This is a genomic window from Pseudomonas sp. TE50-2 (genome assembly GCF_040813665.1).
Classification (GTDB): Bacteria; Pseudomonadota; Gammaproteobacteria; order Pseudomonadales; family Pseudomonadaceae; genus Aquipseudomonas; species Aquipseudomonas soli.
Map to the genome: position 1 here is coordinate 569,543 of NZ_JBFNXN010000001.1, position 18,052 is coordinate 587,594.

The window sequence follows — 18,052 nt, forward strand, 5'->3', positions numbered from 1 at the left end:
CTCAACCCTCCTTGACCAGGCCGAGGTCGCCCAGCACGTCGCGGGTCGCCTCGTAGTAGCGCACATAGCCGGTGCAGCGGCACACATGGTGGCCGAGGCTGGCTTCGATGGCCTGCTCCAGCTCGCTCTTTTTCAGCGGCTTGCGCTGGGCCTTCTCCACCAGCACCGTGGCGGCGTTGACGAAGCCCGGGGCGCAGTAGCTGCACTGGAAGGCGAAGCGGTCGACGAACTTCTGCTGGATCGGGTTCAACTCGGTGGGGTTGCCCGCTTCGTCGCGTTTGGCATGGCCTTCGATGGTGCGCACTTGCTTACCCTCGAAATAGTGCGCGCCGGTGATGCAGGTGCGCACTTCCTCGCTGGTGCCGTCGGGGTTGTCGACGATCACCACGCAGGCATGGCAGATGCCCTGCCCGCAGCCCAGGCGCGAGCCTGTGAGGTTCTGGTACTCGTGCAGGTAGTCGATCATCGCCAGGTCATCAGGGACCACCTCGGTGACGACAGATTGACCGTTGAGGGTCAGTTGTAGCTTGCGGTCAGCCATTGAGGGCCTCCTTGACGCGGGCGGGGGTGATGGGCAGGTCGCGGACACGCTTGCCGATGGCATGGGCCACGGCGTTGCCGATGGCGCCGACCACCGGGATCATCACCACCTCGGCGATGCCCTTGGACGGGTCGGTCGGCGACAGCGGCGGCAGGATCTCGGACGTCTGTTTCCACACCGCCACATGCCGGGCCATCGGCAGGCGGTAACGGTTGAAGTTCCAGTCGCCCTCGCCCGGGCCACCCTCGTACAGCGGCATCTCCTCCAGCAGCGCATGGCCGATACCCATGGCGATACCGCCCTCGAGCTGGCCCTTGACCAGCTCGGGCACCAGCACCCGGCCACACTCGACCCAGCTGTGGTGGTTGAGCACGCTGACCTCGCCGCTGCCCTTGTTCACCTTGACCTCGACGATGGTCGCCACCGGGCTGTAGTAGGTGACCATGGCGTTGTTCAGCTGGGTGGCCGGGTACTCGACGTTCTGCCGGTCGAGCAGGTGGAAGCCGGCGCTGTTCATCTGCGCCTTCTTCGCGTTCAGCGCACCGTCGCCGTACTTCACCGCCAGGGCATCGAGCGGCAGGCGCTCGCGCACGCCGTCGATGACGAAGTCGGCCTCGGCCCAGCTCCAGCGGTTGAAGCCATGCACGCTGACGCCGGTGATCAGGCCCATCTCGTGGGCCTTCTTCGCAAGCTCCGCGAACGGGATCGGCTCCAGGCCGTTGCCGGTCAGCGCGCCGTTGACCCACACCGCGTTCTCGCGGCGCACCACCAACGGGTTGGCCTGGCCGCCGAACGGGCCCTGGCTCCACAAGGCCATGGCCGCCGGCCACAGGCCGTGGTTGAACAGCACCCGGGCCGCCTCGCGGGTGGCGTGGCTGAAGTAGAACGCCGAGTTGGTCGCCGACGACGGCGAAGCCAGCTTGGCGACCCAGCGCGGGTTGCGCAGCGCGGCGTCCTGCTCGGCCTGGCTGATCAGGTAGGGGTTGCCGCTGGTGCTCAGTTGCAGCTCAGGCCATTCGGTCTGGGCGGTCTGCACGTGATCGGCGACGCGGCCGAGGAAGTCGCTGACCACCAGGGCCTGGGAGGTCGACATGCCGGTGCCCAGTTCGGTGCCGATATGGCGCAGAGTAATCTGGCCATCGGCAGTGAACTCGACCGCCGCCATCGGCGCTTCGGCGCCGGTGCCGAAGTCCTTCTGGGTGATGGCGAAGCCCACGCCGTACCAGTTGTCGTGGTCCTTGGCGTCTTCGGCCTGCTTGCGCGCATGGCGGTTCTTCCACCAGTCGTGCTCCGCGGCCTTGTCGAGGATCTCGTGCAGGCGCAGGGCACCGGCGGGTACCGCGCCCTGGGTGTTCTTCATGCCCGACTTGAGCGTGTTCTTGCGGCGCAGCTCGATGGCATCCACGCCCAGGCGATCGGCGATCTCGTCGACCATCATCTCGGTGGCGGCCATGCTCTGCAGGGTGCCGTAGCCGCGCATGGAGCCGGCCTCGACGCCGCGCGAGTGGTAGGCGGTGACCGACAGGTCGTTCTGCGGCATGTAGTAGATCGACTGCGCGGCGGTGGCGCCTACTGAAGCCACCGACGGGCTGTAGTTGATGCGCCCGCCGCCGTCGACGGTCATGTCGGCGCGGAAGATCTTGAAGCTCATGTCCTTCTTGTCGACGGCCAGCTGGTAGCGGATGTCGAACGGGTGGCGCTTGATGCCGCTCTGGAACTGCTCGTAGCGGTCGTTGGCCAGGCGGATCGGCACGCCCGCGCCGTACAGGGCGGCGACGGCGGCGTAGAACACGAAGATGTTGTTGTCCTTGGAGCCGTAGCCGACGGTGTAACCCGGGTGCATGTTCAGGTGCTTCAGGCCGAAACGCGACGGCTTGATCATGTGCACGCATTCCTGCGCCACTTCGAACGGGCACTGGGTGGCGACGACGAAATGCAGGGTGCCGGTGGCCGGGTCGAACCAGCCGTTGCCGTTGTCCGGCTCAAGCGCTGCGGGCTCGATCGACGGGGTCTTGTAGCGCTCGTCGAACAGCAGCCAGTCTTCCGGCGGTTGCTTGAGCTGCTCGTCGATACGCTGGGCGTAGAACATCCCCTGCTCGGTGAGGGTGCCGTGCTGCTTGGGCTCGGCGGTCCATACCGGCTTGCGCGCCAGGATGGTGGGGAACAGCATGGTGTTCTTCAGGCTCGAGTATTCGTCCTCGTCGAACGGCGTCTTGCCGGCCACGCGCACGAAACGGAAGCTGCCGTAAGGATCGCGCTGGTACAGCGGGGCCTGGGCGCCGTAGCGGATCGCCTGGTCGTTGAACTGCAGCTTGAGCTTGGCCTTGCGGAAGCGCTCGAAGTCGTTCCAGATCAGGATCGCCACCGGGTGGCCGATGAACATCGGTACCTGGCCGGGCGGCAGCAATGGATCTGGCGAGTGGGCCTCGGGCCAGGCGATGCCGTCCTTCTTCAGGTCATCGGCGCTGACGACGCGGTCCGGCTGCAGCTCGGCGCCCAGCAGCGACAGGTCGTAGCCCGCGTAGATGCGGTCGGCCTTGGTCGCCTTGAGCAGCATGGCGTGGCCTTGCTGCTGTGGCCAGCCAGGCATGTCCTTGGCACGGATGTCGCGGGCGAACACCTTGTTGCCGCAGACCTTGGACAGCGCGTCGTTTCGCGAAAGCGCCTTGCCGTCGTGGTTCATCCACTTCTGCGGCGAGGTGGTGACCTTGCTCTCCATCAGGGCGGCGAACGCCTGGCTGCCGAGCGGCGCCATGGTCACGCCGACACCGGCGATCAGCCCGCCTTGCAGGAACGAACGCCGGGAAATATCACGGTTGGACATGGTTGATCCTCTGGGCAGCTCTTGGGTTGCCCATGCTTTTTCTGGTGCTTGAGAAACTGAAAGGGCGCGCACGATCACAAAAACTGACTACGAAGTCAAGTTAACGATCGTAGGGTGCCTCTGCAAGTCAAGCAGACAACTTGTCGCGGGGCGGCGCGAAGGGTCAATCCGGCAAGCGATAGCGCTCGGCGAAATACTGGCGGAAGAACTCCACCGCCACCCGCACCTTGGCTGAACCTGCCAACGGCGCCGTATACACCGCCCAGATATCCGCCGCCTGCTGGTACTCGGGCAGCACCTGCACCAGGCGCCCATCGGCGATGCTGTCATGCACGTCCCACCAGGAGCGCAGCAGGATCCCTCGCCCGTCCAGGCACCACTGGTGCGCCACCTCGCCGTGGTTGCTGGAAAGCCCGCCGGTGACGCGCACGCTTTCCTCGCCCTGGGGGCCTTCCAGGTGCCACAGGCCGAACGGGTGGTCGCGTTCCTTGATCACCAGACAGTCATGGCTGGCCAGGTCGGCCAGCACCCGCGGCGTGCCATGCGCGGCCAGGTAGCCAGGGGCGGCGCACAGTACCCGACGGTTGCGTGCCAGGGGCTTGGCGATCAGGTGCGGGGCGATGACGTTGCCGACGCGAATGTCCAGGTCCACCCCTTCGGCGATCAGGTCCACCAGGCGGTCATGCACATCCAGGCGGATGTCCAGCCCTGGGTAGCGCGCCGCCAGCTCCGACAGCGCCGGCGCCACGAAGCGCCGCCCCAGCCCCAGGCTGCTGGCGATGCGCAGTTGCCCCGCCGGCTCGCGCTGGCCGGCGTTAAGGTCGTCGTCCATGCGCCGCAGGGTCTCGAAGATCTGCTGCGCCCACTGGTACACGCGCTCGCCCTCCTCGCTCACCGTCACCCGCCGGGTGGTGCGGTGCAGCAGGCGTACGCCGAGGCTTTCCTCCAGCAGGCGAATTCGCTTGCTGATGAATGCCGCCGACATGCCACGCTCGTCCGCCACTGCGGCGAAGCTGGCGCGGCGGGCCACCTGCAGGAAGATGTCGAGGTCATCCAGGTTCGGCAGATTATTCACGTTTCGTGCACCAAGAATTGATGGATTGCCGGATTATCTCCGAAGCACAGCCTTATAGCATGGCCTGCATCTTCCCTGGACACGAGATGCGCCCCATGACCAAGACCTTCAAGATTGCCGCCATCCCCGGTGACGGCATCGGCAACGAAGTCCTCCCCGAAGGCCTGCGCGTGGTCGAGGCCGCCGCCCGCAAGCACGGCCTGGACCTGCAGTTCGAGTTCTTCGAATGGGCCAGCTGCGACTACTACCTGGCCCACGGCAAGATGATGCCCGACGACTGGTTCGACCAGCTCAAGGGCTTCGACGCCCTGTACTTCGGCGCCGTCGGCTGGCCCGACAAGGTCCCGGACCACATCTCGCTGTGGGGCTCCCTGCTCAAGTTCCGCCGCGACTTCGACCAGTACGTGAACATCCGCCCGGTGCGCCTGTTCCCCGGCGTGCCCTGCCCGCTGGCGAACAAGCAGCCCGGCGACATCGACTTCGTGGTGATCCGCGAGAACACCGAGGGCGAATACTCCTCCCTGGGCGGGCGCATGTTCGAAGGCACCGACAATGAGTTCGTACTGCAGGAGTCGGTGTTCACCCGTCGCGGCGTCGACCGCATCCTCAAGTACGCCTTCGACGTGGCGCAGACCCGCGAGCGCAAGCACGTGACCTCGGCGACCAAGTCCAACGGCATGGCCGTGAGCATGCCCTACTGGGACGAGCGCACCGCCGCCATGGCCGCGCACTACCCCGAGATCAGCTGGGACAAGCAGCACATCGACATCCTCTGCGCCCGTTTCGTGTTGCAGCCGGAGCGTTTCGACGTGGTGGTGGCCTCCAACCTGTTCGGCGACATCCTCTCCGACCTCGGCCCGGCGTGCGCCGGCACCATCGGCATCGCGCCGTCGGCCAACCTCAACCCCGAGCGCAAGTTCCCCTCGCTGTTCGAGCCGGTGCATGGCTCGGCGCCGGACATCTACGGCAAGAACATCGCCAACCCGATCGCGATGATCTGGTCCGGCGCGCTGATGCTCGAGTTCCTCGGCCAGGAGAACAGCGATGCCCGCTACCAGGCGGCCCACGACGACATCCTCAAGGCCATCGAGACGGTGATCGCCAACGGCGACACCACCCGTGACATGGGCGGCAGCCGTTCGACCCAGGAAGTGGGCAAGGCCATTGCCGAGCTGCTTGGCGCCTGATTCGGCATCAGGTTATCGCGGGGCCGATGCGACTTGCCCCGCGATATCGCCAGCCCAGCCCAATCATCCGGATTGTCCGACGATCCTATTGCCACCCACTTCGATTCAATGCAGAATCTGTAAACCAAAAGATACTTGTTATCTATTAGTTAACAGAAAGGAAACACAGAACCTCGATACGGACTTCCCAACGCCTGACGCCTACTACAAAAAAAATGCTCCAGGAGACAATTGATGTCCCCCAATAACAAAAAGATCGACGTGTTCCTGATCGCCGTGAGCCTGTTGGCCGTGCTGCTCACCGTGATCGGCCTTGCCGCCTTCCCTGCCCAGGCCGAAAACCTGGCCAACCAGCTGTTCGAAGTGGCCACCCGCACCTTCGGCACCAGCGTCCAGGTACTGGTGTTCGGCAGCTCCCTGGCCGTGCTGTACCTGGCCTTCAGCAAATACGGCAACATCCGCCTGGGTGCCGGCAAGCCCGAGTATTCCACCGCTACCTGGGTGTTCATGTTCATATGCGCCGGCATGGGTTCCTCGACCCTGTACTGGGGCGTGATGGAATGGGCCTACTACTACCAGACCCCAGGCCTGAACATCGCGCCGATGTCGGCCAAGGCCCTGGAATACAGCGTCAGCTACTCGTTCTTCCACTGGGGCATCAGCGCCTGGTCGATCTACGCCCTGGCCTCGCTGGCCATGGCCTATCACTTCCATGTGCGCAAGAAGAGCGGCCTCAACCTGGCCTCGATCATCGAAGCAGTCACCGGCTTCAAGGCCACCGGCCCGGTCGGCCGCGCCGTCGACCTGATCTTCCTGCTGACCATGATGGGCGCGCTGACCGTGTCGCTGGCGCTCACCGCCTCGACCCTGACCCGCGGCCTTGCCGACCTGGCGGGCACCCCCAACACCTTCACCGTGCAGTTGCTGGTGATCGGCGCGGTGGCACTGTTGTTCTCGCTTAGCTCGTACATCGGCATCGACGGCGGCCTGCAGCGCCTGTCGAAGATGGTCTGCATCGGCGCCCTGGTATTCGCCGCCATCGTCCTGCTGGTCGGGCCGACCCAGTTCACCCTGAACAACACCGCCAATTCCATCGGCCTGATGCTGCAGCACTACGTGCAGATGAGCCTGTTCACCGACCCCGCCGGCGACGGCGCCTTCACCCGCAACTGGACGGTGTTCTACTGGCTGTGGTGGGTGTCCTACGCCCCTGGCGTGGCGATGTTCGTCGCCCGCGTGTCGCGTGGCCGGCTGATCAAGGAAGTGGTGTTCGCCTTGCTGCTGGGCGGCAGCTTCGGTTGCTGGTTCTTCTTCGGCGCGCTGGAAAGCTACAGCATGCACCAGTTCATCAACGGCCAGATCGACGTGCCCAAGCTGCTCGGCACGCTGGGCGGCGAAGCCGCGGTGACCGACCTGTTGCTGGCCCTGCCCTGGGGCACGCTGTTCCTCGCCGCGTACCTGTTCATCATGGCGGTGTTCTGCGCCTCGCACATGGACGCCGCCGCCTACGCCGTGGCCGCCACCAGCACCCGCAACCTGCGCGAAGGTGAAGACCCAAGCCCCACCCTGCGCCTGTTCTGGTGCGTGGTGCTGACCCTGGTGCCACTGGCCATGCTCTTCGCCAAGGCCTCGCTGTCGACCATGAAGACCGCCGTGGTGCTCACCGCGATCCCGTTCATGGTGATCCTGCTGGTGAAGATCTACGGGTTCTTCAAGTGGCTGGCGGCCGACTACGGCCAGGTGCCGGCCTACCGCATCGAGGAAGAGGCCACCCGCCTGGCGGGTGAGGAACCGCAGCCGCAGGCACCGCGTAGCGCTGCCGTGGTGCACTGAAATACAACGTGGGGCGGGCTTGCCCGTCCCTGATCAGGCAAATTTTTTTGCCCAGCTTGTTAACCAATAGATACGCGTTAACCAATAAGAACCGAGATAGAGCCATGAACGATTTCAAACGCCTGCCCGCCGACTTCTGCGCCAACCCCGAGGAGGCCTTCACCCTCCCGGCCAAGTTCTACACCCAGGCCGCCGTGTTCGAACACGAGAAGGAAGCGATCTTCGCCCGCAGCTGGATCTGCGTCGGCCACCGCAGCGAAGTCGCCGAGAAGAACGCCTACATCACCCGCCAGGTGATCGGCGAGAGCATCATCGTCGTGCGTGGCCGCGACGACGTGCTGCGGGCCTTCTACAACGTCTGCCCGCACCGTGGCCACCAACTGTTCGAGGGCAGCGGCAAGGCCAAGAACGTGATCACCTGCCCGTACCACGCCTGGACCTTCAAGCTCGACGGCGAGCTGGCCCATGCGCGCAACTGCGAGAACGTGGCCAACTTCGACAAGGACAATTCCACCCTGGTGCAGTTGCGCGTTGAGGAATACGCCGGCTTCATCTTCATCAACATGGACAACGACGCAGGCTCCGTCGAAGACCAACTGCCGGGCATGCAGAAGCGCATGCGCGAAGCCTGCGCGGTGATCGACGACCTGCACCTGGCCGCGCGCTTCGTCAGCGACACTCCGGCCAACTGGAAATCCATCGTCGACAACTACCTGGAGTGCTACCACTGCGCCCCGGCCCACCCCGGCTTTTCCGATTCGGTGGACGTCGGCCAGTACAGCCACAGCCTGCACGGCAACTGGACCCTGCAATACGGCCTGGCCAAACCGTCGGAGCAGTCATTCACCTTCGACGAGTCGGTGAAAGACCCGTCCTTCGCCGGCTTCTGGGCCTGGCCGTGCACCATGTTCAACGTACCGCCAGGAGCCAACTTCATGACCGTGATCTACGAGTTCCCGGTCGATGCCGAGACCACCCTGCAGCACTACGACATCTACTTCCTCAACAAGGAACTCAGCGAAGAGCAGCACAAGCTGATCGACTGGTACCGCGAGGTGTTCCGCCCCGAGGACTTGCGGCTGGTGGAGAGCGTGCAGAAAGGCCTGAAGTCCCGCGGTTACCGTGGCCAGGGCCGGATCATGGTCGACGCCCAGCGCAGCGGCGTCAGCGAGCACGGCATCGCCCACTTCCACAACCTGATCGCGGTCGCCCACCTGGACGACTGAACACACGCCAGCTCCCCGCCCCGCGCCAGGGCCTGGCGCGGGGCTTTGTTGTCGAGGTACGCCATGGCCAAGCAATACGAGATGTTCAAGGTGCGCGTGACCGGTGTGGAACAGGCCACGCCGCAGATCAAGCGCTTCACCCTGGCCCGCGCCGACGGCGCCCCCCTGCCCGCCTTCAGCGGCGGCAGCCACGTGATCGTGCAGATGCAGTCGCCCTGCGGCAGCCAGTTCAGCAATGCCTACTCGCTGATGAGCGACCCGCGTCAATTGCACAGCTACCAGATCGGCGTGCGGCTCGAGGAGCAGTCCAAGGGCGGCTCGGCGTTCATGCACAACCAGGTCGCGGTGGGCAGCGAGCTGACCATCTCCACCCCCAACAACCTGTTTGCCCTGGACGCCGATGCCGGGCGCCATGTGCTGATCGCCGGCGGCATCGGCATTACCCCGTTCCTGGCGCAGTTGCACGAGCTGGAAGGTGGCGCCACTCCCTACGAGCTGCACTACGCCTTCCGCGCCCCGGAACACGGCGCCTTCCAGGACGACCTGGAACAAGGCCCGCATGCTGGCAACACGCGGTTCTACATCGACAGCCTGGACCGCAAGCTCGACCTCGCCGCGCTGTGCGCGGGCCTGGCCGATGACGCCCACCTCTATGTGTGCGGGCCCAAGCCGCTGATCGACGCGGTGATCGCCACCGCCGCCGCCGCTGGCATCGCCGAATCGCGGGTGCACTGGGAACAGTTCGCCGCCGCCGCGCCGGCCACAGGCGCGGCCTTCACCGTGGTGCTGGCCCGCTCGGGCACCGAACTGCAAGTCGAGGAAGGCATGACCATCCTCCAGGCCATTGAGAAGTCCAAGGCCGCGAAGGTCGAGTGCCTGTGCCGCGAAGGCGTGTGCGGCACCTGCGAGACGGCGATCCTCGAAGGCGAGGCCGAGCATTTCGACCAATACCTCAGCGACGAGGAAAAGGCCGCGCAGCAGAGCATGATGCTGTGCGTGTCGCGGGCGCGCTCGGCGCGGTTGGTGCTGGATCTCTAAAGCTCGGCCGCGAATCGCATGCCCGTGCGGACTCGCCTGTGAGATGTAACTGAATACCGCCAAAAAGTGCTGAAAAGGATAATCAGAGAAACGTCCTACGCAGATTTGGGAAGCCCTGTTACTCACCCACAATCCATTCCTCGCTAGTGTTCCTGGTCTGCGTCACCGTCGCCCGTGGCTGGCTGCAACAGCCATCCACGGGCCTGCACGACGGTACGGCCATTGCCAGCCAGCGAGGACCTTATGCGAACGTTCCCCGGAACACGTCAGCACCAAAAAACCCCGCCCCCCAATCGAGGCGCTCTACGCCGTCATGCTGCGATAGCTGACAGGCCACTCCCAAGATGCCAGGCAACGACGAGCACCGTCTCGTTCAAGGACAGCCGTATCCGAAGGACCTCTCATGTCCAGCCAATCAAACACTGGCCTCACGCGAGGAGCTAAACCATGACTGACGCCACCGTCAGCAGTGCCACCTCCGGCCCCGCCTGCAGCCCACGCGTGCCCATCCTGCCGGTGCGCTATGCCATCGTCCCGCGTACGGGCGATGCCCCTGCCTGTCGCTACGCAGGCGCAGGCTTCAATCTAGAACAAGGCTTCGCCCCGCTGCAGCACTCGTCCTACACCCTGCGCACGCTGCGCCCAGGCTACATCTACGTGTTCATGAAAGGCCCCCAGGGCGAAAAGCTGGTCATTCATGAGTACGACGGCGAAGGACGCTACCAGGAGCTGCACTATCAAGGGCTGGAGCGCTATCACCAACGTGACCGCTACCTATCCGGTCAGAGCATGGGCTGGGTCTGGGCCGATACCTGTCAGGACACTGCCAAGGAAGTGTGGATCGGCTACAGCCCGCACCTGTGGACCAACGCCACGACTGCCCGCATCACCGCATCAGCAGCCCTGCGCAAACGGCATATGCGCCAGCTGGACATGGCCGAGCTGATTGCCGGCAACCCGGCCCCCTCCACCCAGCCCCATGTACTGCCGCTCAGTGCGTTGCAAGACTGGGTCGAAGACTACAAACCGGCAAGCCGGCGTATGTCCCTGACCTGGAGCAGCCACGCGTCCACAACCACCTTGTCCGTCGGTAGGCTCAACGCCATTGCCCGGGACTATCCCAGCACCCAGCCGAAAATACCGGTGGTGGTGGCGCTGGCTGATGCTGAAGGCATGGCCCTGGAGCCCGGAGAACTGCAGGGCAAGAAGAACTGGCAACTACCGTTCTGGGCCGTGTTGTTCCCTTACAACTTCGGCCTCGCCCTCTGCTGGTATGGCGTCTGCCGACTCTTCAATGTCCGGGCAGCACCGCCTCCGCCGGAGGCCTTCGAGCAAGCCCCTGTCCAGCCAAGGCACGCCCTGATCGAATGTGACCCCGCTTGGCTGATTGCATAAGGCCGACACGGTGTCACTTAGAAGATGCCCGGTTCACAGTCAGTGTCACCGGGCTGCCGCGCCCCAACGAGGACGACTTCAATTATGGGTTGGAGCAAGTCGTGATTGCCGGAAGAGAAGATAGATCCTGATCAACGTCTGCCTTAGACATGTTGAGTTCCTGAGTCGCCGCGCTGTGTCTAACAGAACGACGCATTACTTGCGATGACGTTGGCTACTCCAGCGCATTTCAGTACCCAGGCCCCATTAAAATGAAATAAGATAACGTTTCATTCGAACACCCTTCCAACCTGCGATCCCTCCTCGATGACCAGCTCTCCAACCGCCCTCCCCACCCAACGCCTGCAAAGCATCGACGCCCTGCGCGGCCTGGTGATCCTGTTCATGCTGCTTGACCACGTGCGCGAAACCTTCTTCCTGCACCGCCAGGTCAGCGACCCGATGACCATCGATGCGATCGACGCCACCGAACCCAGCCTGTTCGCCAGCCGCACCCTGGCGCACCTGTGCGCGCCGGTGTTCGTGCTGCTTACCGGGCTATCGGCCTGGTTGTATGGCGAGAAGCACCAGGGCCGTGGCGATGTCTCGGTGTTCCTGTTCAAACGCGGTCTGTTCCTGGTACTGCTGGAATTCTCCCTGGTCAACTTCGCCTGGACCTTCGAGTTGCCTCCGAGCGTGATCTACCTGCAGGTGATCTGGGCCATCGGCCTGAGCATGCTCGCCCTGTCGCTGCTGGTGTGGCTGCCGCGCCCGGCGCTGCTCGCCCTCGGCGCGCTGATCGTCGCCGGTCACAACCTGCTCGATGGCCTGCACTTCGGGCCGGAATCGGCGCTGCATGTACCATGGGCGATCCTGCATGAGCGCAGTTGGCTGGAGGTGGGCGAACATCTGCGCCTGCGCACGTCCTACCCGCTGTTGCCGTGGATCGGCGTGATCGCTCTGGGTTATGGGCTCGGGCCGTGGTTTGCCCGGGGCAGCGACGCCGGCAAGCGCCAGCAGCGCCTGCTATGGGCCGGCGCCACCTTGCTGCTGGGGTTCGGCGCGCTGCGCCTGCTCAATGGCTACGGCGAAGCCCCCTGGAGCCTCTACGCCAGCCTCGGGCAGACGCTGATGAGCTTCTTCAATATCACCAAATATCCACCGTCGTTGCTGTTCCTGGCCCTGACCCTCGGCGTCGGCCTGCTCCTGCTGCGCGGCTTCGAGCGTGCCGGCGACGCCCGCTGGATCGGCCCGCTTGCGGTGTTCGGCGCAGCGCCGATGTTCTTCTACCTGCTGCACCTGTATGCGCTCAAGCTGCTGTACGTGGCCTGCGTGGCGCTGTTCGGCCTGAACCAGGGCCGCTATTTCGGTTTCGATGGCATCGGGGCGGTATGGCTGACCGCCGTGCTGCTGCCACTTGCCCTGTACCTGCCGGTGCGCTGGTTCGCCCGGCTGAAAGCGCGCCGGCGCGATATCGCCTGGCTCAAGTACCTGTAAAAGCGTTTTCACCCGACAGCCCGATGGTCTACCATGCCGCCCGCCGGTTTCCACACGGAATCAAAAGGGAATCCCGGGCTCGCCACTGGCGATCCAAAGGGAACTGCCCCCGCAACTGTAGGTGCCGAGCCTGCGCCATCGATGCCACTGGGTCTGCCGACCCGGGAAGGCTGGCGCCGGCCTGGACGCACCAGTCAGGAGACCTGCCGGCACGCATTCACCAACCGGCGGGGTGTCCGGGATGGTCATCCGCCCTGGCCGCGTGCTTGCGCAGGCTGCCGGGCGATGCCTGTCCGTGGGCCATTCCGTGCACCACCCAGGAGATCGCCCCACCATGCCGCACCGCCTCGCCGCCCTCCTCGCCGGCCTGTCCCTGTCGGGCCTAGCCCATGCCAGCGCCACCCAGTACCCGCTGACCGTCGACAACTGCGGCATGCCGCAGACCTTCACCCAGGCCCCGCAACGGGCGGTGACCGTCGGCCAGGCCGGCACCGAGCTGCTCTATGCCCTGGGCCTGGGTGAGCGGCTGGCGGGCACCTCGCTGTGGTTCAACAACGTGCTGCCGGAATTCAAGGCGCAGAACGACAAGGTCCCGCGCCTGGCCGACAACGAACCGAGCTTCGAGGCGGTGGTCGGCAAACGTCCGCAACTGGTGACGGCGCAGTTCGAATGGATGATCGGCGCCCAGGGCGCGGTCGGCACCCGCGAGCAGTTCCAGGAGCTGGGCATCCCCACCTACCTGCTGCCCTCGGACTGCGAGGGCAAGGACAACCTGGTGGGCGCCGACGGCACCCGCCTGCAGCCATTCAAGGTGCAGAGCATCTACAAGAGCGTCAGCCAGCTGGCCGAGATCTTCGACGTGCAGGAGCGTGGCGCACGCCTGAATGCCGAGCTCCAGGGCCAGCTGGAACAGGCCAGGCAGCGCCTGGCCGGCCAGGACCTGGCGGACACCAGCGCGCTGTTCTGGTTCTCCAGCGCCGACCTCAAGACCGACCCCTATGTCGCCGGCCGCCAGGGCGTGGCCGACTACATGCTGCAGACCCTTGGCGTGCGCAACGTGGTCGAGTCGAGCGAAGAATGGCCTACCGTGGGCTGGGAAACCCTGGTCAAAGCCAACCCCACCTGGCTGATCGTCGCGCGCATGGACCGCCGCCGCTACCCGGCCGACGACTACCAGAAAAAACTCGACTTCCTGCGCAGCGACCCGGTCACGCGCAATATGGACGCGGTCAAGCACGGCCGCATCATCGTCCTCGATGCCGACGCCATGCAGGCCGGCATCCGCCTGTTCCGCGGCCTGGACGTGCTGTCCAGCGCCTTCGCCAGCGGTAAAGCCCCCCAGCCATGAGCCGCCTGCTGCCCATCAGCCTCTTTGCTTTGCTCGCCCTGTGCCTGGCCATGCTTGCCGGGATTGCCATCGGCGAGACCCGTGTCGGCGCCGAGGCGATCTGGCAGGTACTGGCCAACCAGCTGTGGCAGGCCGGCCATGCCGTCGACCCGATCGACGCTGGCATCGTCTGGAACTACCGCCTGCCGCGCACCCTGGTCGCCGCCGCCTGCGGTGCAGGGCTGGCAACCTGTGGGGTGATCCTCCAGGCGCTGCTGCGCAACCCGTTGGCCGAGCCGTACCTGCTGGGCCTGTCTGCTGGCGCCTCGACTGGCGCCGTGGCGGTGGGGCTGTTCGGCCTGGGCGGCGCGGTGCTGTCGCTGTCGGCCGGTGCCTTCATCGGCGCGCTGGCCGCGTTCGCCCTGGTGTTGCTGCTGTCGCGCGCCAGTGGCAGCCGCCATGACAACGCCCAGGTGATCCTCGCCGGCATCGCCGGATCGCAGCTGTTCAACGCCCTCACCGCCTTCCTCATCACCAAGTCGGCCACCGCCGAGCAGGCCCGCGGCATCCTGTTCTGGCTGCTGGGCAACCTCAGCGGCGTGCGCTGGCCGTCGGTGTGGCTGGCGGTGCCGGTCGCCCTGTTCGGCCTTGCGATATGCCTGTGGCAGCGCCGGGCACTGGACGCCTTTACCTTCGGCGCCGACTCGGCGGCCTCGCTGGGCGTACCGGTGCGCCGTACACAGCTGCTGCTGATCAGTTGCGCGGCGCTGGTCACCGCGGTGATGGTGTCCATCGTCGGCGCCATCGGCTTCGTCGGCCTGGTCATCCCCCATGCCCTGCGCCTGCTGCTCGGCCCCGGACATAGCCGCCTGCTGCCGGCCAGCGCCCTGGGCGGTGCGCTGTTCCTGATCATCGCCGACATCCTCTCGCGCACCCTGATCACCGGCCAGGTGATCCCGGTGGGCGTGGTCACGGCCTTGATCGGCGCACCGGTGTTCGCGCTGATCCTGATCAGCCGCCGGGGGCGCCCATGAGCGTGATGACCACCATCGCCGACGCGCCGCTCACCTGCCAAGGGCTCGGCCTGCGCCTGGGCGGACGCGACGTGCTGCACGGGGTCGACCTGAGCGTGATGCCCGGCGAAACCCTCGGCGTGGTCGGCCCCAACGGCTCGGGCAAGTCCACCCTGCTCAAGCTGCTCGCCGGCCTGCGCACGCCCAGCAGTGGCAGCGTGCGCCTGCTCGGCGAAGCGCTGGAGCGCATGCCACGCCGGCATGTCGCCCAGCGCCTGGCCCTGGTCGAGCAACAGGCCGACACCCTGGACGCCATCAGTGTCTACGACGCCGTCGCCCTGGGCCGCACGCCCTGGCTCTCGGCCCTGGCACCGTTCGGCAACGATGACCGCGCCATCGTTGAACAGGCGCTGGCCGACGCCGACGCCAGCCACCTGCGCCGACGGCTATGGGGCGAGCTGTCCGGCGGCGAGCGCCAGCGCGTGCATATCGCCCGGGCCCTGGCGCAACGGCCGCAGGTGCTGTTGCTGGACGAGCCGACCAACCATCTCGATATCCAGCATCAGCTCGGCTTGCTGCGCCAGGTGCAGGCGCTGCCGGTGACGACGCTGGTGGCGCTGCATGATCTCAACCAGGCACTGACTTGCGACCGATTGGCCGTACTCGATCAGGGGCGGTTGGTTGCGCTAGGCAAGCCGGAGGCGGTGTTGACGCCGGAGCGGTTGCTGGGGACGTTTGGGGTGCGGGGGCACTACCTGGTCGATCCGTATGATGGGGCGCGGGTTTTGCGGTTTCGTGCCTGAGCCGGCATGGAAAGCGCCGCTGACGCGGTGCATCGCCGGCAAGCCGGCTCCCACTCCGGACGCGCCAGCCTGAAGCCATGCGCCGTCCTGTGGGAGTCGACTTGGCGGCGATCAGGCCGGCTGGTTTACCTGCGGCAGCTTCCAGACCTGCATCTCCTGCGGCGTCAGGCTGGCCAGCACCTGCATGAAGGTTTCGGTCAGCTCGCTGCTGACATTACCGTGGGCGCGGTAGTTGCTCAGCAGATAGCGCTTTACCGTATTCGGCCAGTTGTTCGCCAGATGGGCGGCTTTGATGATGCCCTTGGCGTCCTGATAGTTGGCGGCGGGCTTGACCTGGGTCAGCCGGCGCTCGAAGTGGCCGAAGCTCCAGTCGTCCTCGCGAGCCTCGAATTCGTCCAGCAGTTTCACCTTGTACAACGCAAGCTCGGGCATGCGTGATCTCCTTGTGATGGGGTGGAAGGAGACGGTAGGCGAATACGCCGGGAATGGAAATGAACACGGTGTTGAGCATGGCGGGTGTCGGTTGGGACGGCCTGTCAGACGCCGGCTGCAGGCGCCGGTAGCAAGGGCTACCGCGCGGATAAAGCAACCGGGCGCTCGCCCAGTTTCTGCGCCAGCCGCAACAGGTAGCCATCCGGGTCCTGGACCAGGAACTGGCGCAACCCCACTTCGACGGCATCTGCGCGATACCAGACCTCCTCGCACGCCTGGAACAACGGCCAGCGATGGCGCTCCAGCCGTTCGAGCAGCGGCGCGACCGCAGCGACATCGATCTGCAGGTTGATTCCCCGCCCGAAGGGCTTTTCCAGCGGCCCGGTGAGCCAGTGATCATCGGCATCGAGCTGCTCGAGCATCACCTGCGCGCCGTGCAGGTCGAGGTAGGCGAAACGCTGCTCCGGGCGTTGGTGGGCAATCTCGAAGCCCAGCAGCGATACCCAGAAATCCAGGCTGCTGTCGAGGTCGCTGACGATCAGTTCGGGCACCATTGTGTTGCGCTGTAGCATGCGGGTCGTCCTTGAGGGGTATGGGCAAGCGGACGACATGATAACGCTTACCCCAACTTCCACCAGCGTGGCCGGCAAGCACGAAACGAATGCGATGTGGGCCGCAAGGCCTGGGCGCCTTTGGCATCAAAGCAGCCCAGCAGCAAGGCCACCGTGGGGGCGTCATCCACCGCGCCAAGGGAACTGCCGCAGGTGGCGCAGAACGCGCGGCTGGAAGCATCGGAGGAACGGTACAGCGCCGGAGCCCCGCCCTCCCCGGTCCAGGCGACCGCCGCCTTGTCGAATTCGACCCAGCACAGGGTCAGGCTGCCGGAGTGGCGCTGGCACTGTCCGCACGAGCACGTATGCGGAAAGCGCGGCTCGCCCGTGGCGCTGAAACGGATGCGGCCGCACAGGCAGCCGCCTTTGTAGGTAGTCATCGGGTCGCCTTCCTTGGGGGCCAGGATTGCCGCACAATAGCCAACTTCGCGCGCATGAACCGCCGTAAAAGTGTTACGCCGTATGGCATCCTGGCCTGCGCGCCCGCGCCACTGCTAAAGTGCGCGCCGCGGCCCTCCCGGCCCCAGCAATGATGGAAACCTGCCGATGGAAAGAATGATCCAGTTCGTGGCGGTGGTGGTGGTCTGCACCAGCATCGGCATCGCCTGCGAGCACTACGAAGTGAACCGCTACCTGAAATGGCTGCTGATGGCCCTGCCGGCGATTATCTGGGTGCGCCTGCGCAATCCGTTGCAACGCTGAATTTGCGCATGGGTTTGCAGTAAACTCGCAGGCCTTACCGTGCTCAAGGCTGCCCCATGTCCCGCCTGACCCGATTGCTGTTGCCCGTGCTCCTGCTCGGCGCCCTCGCCGCCTGCGACCAGAAGCCCAGCCGCGAGGAACAGATCCTCGCCAACCTGCCCTTGCAGGAAGCCTACGACCACAACATCGAGCGCATGGCCGGGCTGCTGGCCATGACCCACGCGCAGGTGCCCCAGGACAAGATCAAGGAGGTACTGCGCAAGCACCTCACCGTCGAGGATCAGCGCCAGGACCTGTTCAAGCTGTACAGCGAGGAGCACTTCGACGACGCCGAGTTCGCCAGCATCGTCCAGGCCACCCGCGACCCGGCCAAGGCCAGGGAACTGGGCCAGAGCGACGAGGGCAAGCGCCTGAGCGAAAAGCTCACCCGACTGATGCGCGAGAGCGCCAGCGATCCCCAGGTCCAGGCCCTGGCGCAGGCGCGTATGCAGCAGGTCGAGGATGACCTGCGGGCACTGGAGCAGGCCGCCCCCTGATACCTGAAGGGATCTGGAAACAGCTGCGGCAAA

At 65.4% G+C, this 18,052-nt stretch carries 16 protein-coding genes, 1 pseudogene and 1 riboswitch; of the genes and pseudogenes, 11 read left to right on the forward strand and 6 right to left on the reverse strand.

The features are described from left to right. Nucleotide 1: 1 nt before the first annotated feature. The 3 genes from AAHK21_RS02500 to AAHK21_RS02510 form a co-directional block, all read right to left on the reverse strand. Nucleotides 2-541 carry a (2Fe-2S)-binding protein gene (locus AAHK21_RS02500; protein ID WP_023632847.1) on the reverse strand — a complete coding sequence of 180 codons (540 nt, stop codon included), beginning with the start codon at nucleotides 539-541 and terminating at the stop codon, nucleotides 2-4. After that, a complete protein-coding gene (locus AAHK21_RS02505) occupies nucleotides 534-3,365 on the reverse strand; it encodes a xanthine dehydrogenase family protein molybdopterin-binding subunit (protein WP_367856298.1) in 2,832 nt (943 codons plus the stop codon). Before AAHK21_RS02505 ends, AAHK21_RS02500 begins: the two co-directional genes overlap by 8 nt. 163 nt (nucleotides 3,366-3,528) lie before the next feature. Then, the gene (locus AAHK21_RS02510) at nucleotides 3,529-4,440 is read right to left on the reverse strand and encodes a LysR substrate-binding domain-containing protein (protein ID WP_046855980.1); all 912 of its coding nucleotides are present in this window, start codon (nucleotides 4,438-4,440) and stop codon (nucleotides 3,529-3,531) included. A 95-nt stretch (nucleotides 4,441-4,535) separates the two neighbouring features. Here AAHK21_RS02510 and AAHK21_RS02515 point away from each other — a divergent pair, with 95 nt between their 5' ends. The 9 genes and pseudogenes from AAHK21_RS02515 to AAHK21_RS02555 all read left to right on the forward strand — a co-directional run bounded on the left by AAHK21_RS02515 (nucleotide 4,536) and on the right by AAHK21_RS02555 (nucleotide 15,738). Then, nucleotides 4,536-5,627: a tartrate dehydrogenase gene (locus AAHK21_RS02515; RefSeq protein WP_367856299.1), complete on the forward strand. Its 1,092-nt coding sequence runs from the start codon at nucleotides 4,536-4,538 to the stop codon at nucleotides 5,625-5,627. 234 nt (nucleotides 5,628-5,861) lie between these two features. Beyond that, nucleotides 5,862-7,460: a BCCT family transporter gene (locus AAHK21_RS02520; protein ID WP_367856300.1), complete on the forward strand. Its 1,599-nt coding sequence runs from the start codon at nucleotides 5,862-5,864 to the stop codon at nucleotides 7,458-7,460. A 104-nt stretch (nucleotides 7,461-7,564) separates the two neighbouring features. Beyond that, nucleotides 7,565-8,686 (forward strand): aromatic ring-hydroxylating dioxygenase subunit alpha, encoded by a 1,122-nt coding sequence (locus AAHK21_RS02525; RefSeq protein ID WP_367856301.1) that lies wholly within the window; start codon nucleotides 7,565-7,567, stop codon nucleotides 8,684-8,686. A gap of 63 nt (nucleotides 8,687-8,749) precedes the next feature. After that, nucleotides 8,750-9,724, forward strand: a complete 975-nt coding sequence (locus AAHK21_RS02530) for a 2Fe-2S iron-sulfur cluster-binding protein (RefSeq protein WP_367856302.1) — start codon at nucleotides 8,750-8,752, stop codon at nucleotides 9,722-9,724. Nucleotides 9,725-10,171: 447 nt separating this feature from the next. Continuing rightward, nucleotides 10,172-10,909: pseudogene (locus tag AAHK21_RS02535) on the forward strand (T6SS effector BTH_I2691 family protein); the annotation flags it as partial. A 516-nt stretch (nucleotides 10,910-11,425) separates the two neighbouring features. Beyond that, complete coding sequence (locus AAHK21_RS02540) at nucleotides 11,426-12,595, forward strand: DUF1624 domain-containing protein (protein ID WP_367856303.1); 1,170 nt, start codon at nucleotides 11,426-11,428, stop codon at nucleotides 12,593-12,595. 27 nt (nucleotides 12,596-12,622) lie between these two features. Next, a riboswitch (cobalamin riboswitch) is annotated at nucleotides 12,623-12,821 on the forward strand. 108 nt (nucleotides 12,822-12,929) lie between these two features. Beyond that, complete coding sequence (locus AAHK21_RS02545) at nucleotides 12,930-13,943, forward strand: ABC transporter substrate-binding protein (RefSeq protein ID WP_367856304.1); 1,014 nt, start codon at nucleotides 12,930-12,932, stop codon at nucleotides 13,941-13,943. Continuing rightward, complete coding sequence (locus tag AAHK21_RS02550; protein ID WP_046855986.1) at nucleotides 13,940-14,956, forward strand: iron ABC transporter permease; 1,017 nt, start codon at nucleotides 13,940-13,942, stop codon at nucleotides 14,954-14,956. The genes AAHK21_RS02545 and AAHK21_RS02550 overlap by 4 nt, the downstream gene beginning before the upstream one ends. Continuing rightward, entirely contained in the window at nucleotides 14,953-15,738 is a 786-nt protein-coding gene (locus tag AAHK21_RS02555; protein ID WP_367856305.1) for an ABC transporter ATP-binding protein, read from the forward strand. The genes AAHK21_RS02550 and AAHK21_RS02555 overlap by 4 nt, the downstream gene beginning before the upstream one ends. Nucleotides 15,739-15,849: 111 nt before the next feature. On the opposite strand, the gene AAHK21_RS02560 is transcribed toward AAHK21_RS02555, so the two are convergent. The 3 genes from AAHK21_RS02560 to AAHK21_RS02570 all read right to left on the reverse strand — a co-directional run bounded on the left by AAHK21_RS02560 (nucleotide 15,850) and on the right by AAHK21_RS02570 (nucleotide 17,161). Continuing rightward, nucleotides 15,850-16,170: a hypothetical protein gene (locus tag AAHK21_RS02560; protein WP_367856306.1), complete on the reverse strand. Its 321-nt coding sequence runs from the start codon at nucleotides 16,168-16,170 to the stop codon at nucleotides 15,850-15,852. Between the two features lie 137 nt (nucleotides 16,171-16,307). Further along, nucleotides 16,308-16,742 carry a bleomycin resistance protein gene (locus AAHK21_RS02565; RefSeq protein WP_367856307.1) on the reverse strand — a complete coding sequence of 145 codons (435 nt, stop codon included), beginning with the start codon at nucleotides 16,740-16,742 and terminating at the stop codon, nucleotides 16,308-16,310. Nucleotides 16,743-16,789: 47 nt separating this feature from the next. Continuing rightward, nucleotides 16,790-17,161, reverse strand: a complete 372-nt coding sequence (locus AAHK21_RS02570) for a GFA family protein (protein ID WP_023631227.1) — start codon at nucleotides 17,159-17,161, stop codon at nucleotides 16,790-16,792. Between the two features lie 166 nt (nucleotides 17,162-17,327). On the opposite strand from AAHK21_RS02570, the gene AAHK21_RS02575 reads away from it, so the two are divergent. Together AAHK21_RS02575 and AAHK21_RS02580 are read left to right on the forward strand one after the other, a co-directional pair. Then, the gene (locus tag AAHK21_RS02575; protein ID WP_367856308.1) at nucleotides 17,328-17,483 is read left to right on the forward strand and encodes a hypothetical protein; all 156 of its coding nucleotides are present in this window, start codon (nucleotides 17,328-17,330) and stop codon (nucleotides 17,481-17,483) included. A 56-nt stretch (nucleotides 17,484-17,539) separates the two neighbouring features. Then, complete coding sequence (locus AAHK21_RS02580; RefSeq protein ID WP_367856309.1) at nucleotides 17,540-18,019, forward strand: hypothetical protein; 480 nt, start codon at nucleotides 17,540-17,542, stop codon at nucleotides 18,017-18,019. Nucleotides 18,020-18,052: the final 33 nt, after the last annotated feature.

Excerpts from the sequence above, each read along its gene's own strand:
- AAHK21_RS02525 (WP_367856301.1), top strand. The coding sequence starts at position 7,565 with ATGAACGATTTCAAACGCCTGCCCGCCGACTTCTGCGCCAACCCCGAG.
- AAHK21_RS02530 (WP_367856302.1), top strand. The coding sequence starts at position 8,750 with ATGGCCAAGCAATACGAGATGTTCAAGGTGCGCGTGACCGGTGTGGAA.
- AAHK21_RS02565 (WP_367856307.1), bottom strand. The coding sequence starts at position 16,742 with ATGCTACAGCGCAACACAATGGTGCCCGAACTGATCGTCAGCGACCTC.
- AAHK21_RS02520 (WP_367856300.1), top strand. The coding sequence starts at position 5,862 with ATGTCCCCCAATAACAAAAAGATCGACGTGTTCCTGATCGCCGTGAGC.
- AAHK21_RS02555 (WP_367856305.1), top strand. The coding sequence starts at position 14,953 with ATGAGCGTGATGACCACCATCGCCGACGCGCCGCTCACCTGCCAAGGG.
- AAHK21_RS02540 (WP_367856303.1), top strand. The coding sequence starts at position 11,426 with ATGACCAGCTCTCCAACCGCCCTCCCCACCCAACGCCTGCAAAGCATC.
- AAHK21_RS02515 (WP_367856299.1), top strand. The coding sequence starts at position 4,536 with ATGACCAAGACCTTCAAGATTGCCGCCATCCCCGGTGACGGCATCGGC.
- AAHK21_RS02505 (WP_367856298.1), bottom strand. The coding sequence starts at position 3,365 with ATGTCCAACCGTGATATTTCCCGGCGTTCGTTCCTGCAAGGCGGGCTG.
- AAHK21_RS02545 (WP_367856304.1), top strand. The coding sequence starts at position 12,930 with ATGCCGCACCGCCTCGCCGCCCTCCTCGCCGGCCTGTCCCTGTCGGGC.
- AAHK21_RS02500 (WP_023632847.1), bottom strand. The coding sequence starts at position 541 with ATGGCTGACCGCAAGCTACAACTGACCCTCAACGGTCAATCTGTCGTC.
- AAHK21_RS02580 (WP_367856309.1), top strand. The coding sequence starts at position 17,540 with ATGTCCCGCCTGACCCGATTGCTGTTGCCCGTGCTCCTGCTCGGCGCC.
- AAHK21_RS02560 (WP_367856306.1), bottom strand. The coding sequence starts at position 16,170 with ATGCCCGAGCTTGCGTTGTACAAGGTGAAACTGCTGGACGAATTCGAG.
- AAHK21_RS02575 (WP_367856308.1), top strand. The coding sequence starts at position 17,328 with ATGGAAAGAATGATCCAGTTCGTGGCGGTGGTGGTGGTCTGCACCAGC.
- AAHK21_RS02570 (WP_023631227.1), bottom strand. The coding sequence starts at position 17,161 with ATGACTACCTACAAAGGCGGCTGCCTGTGCGGCCGCATCCGTTTCAGC.
- AAHK21_RS02550 (WP_046855986.1), top strand. The coding sequence starts at position 13,940 with ATGAGCCGCCTGCTGCCCATCAGCCTCTTTGCTTTGCTCGCCCTGTGC.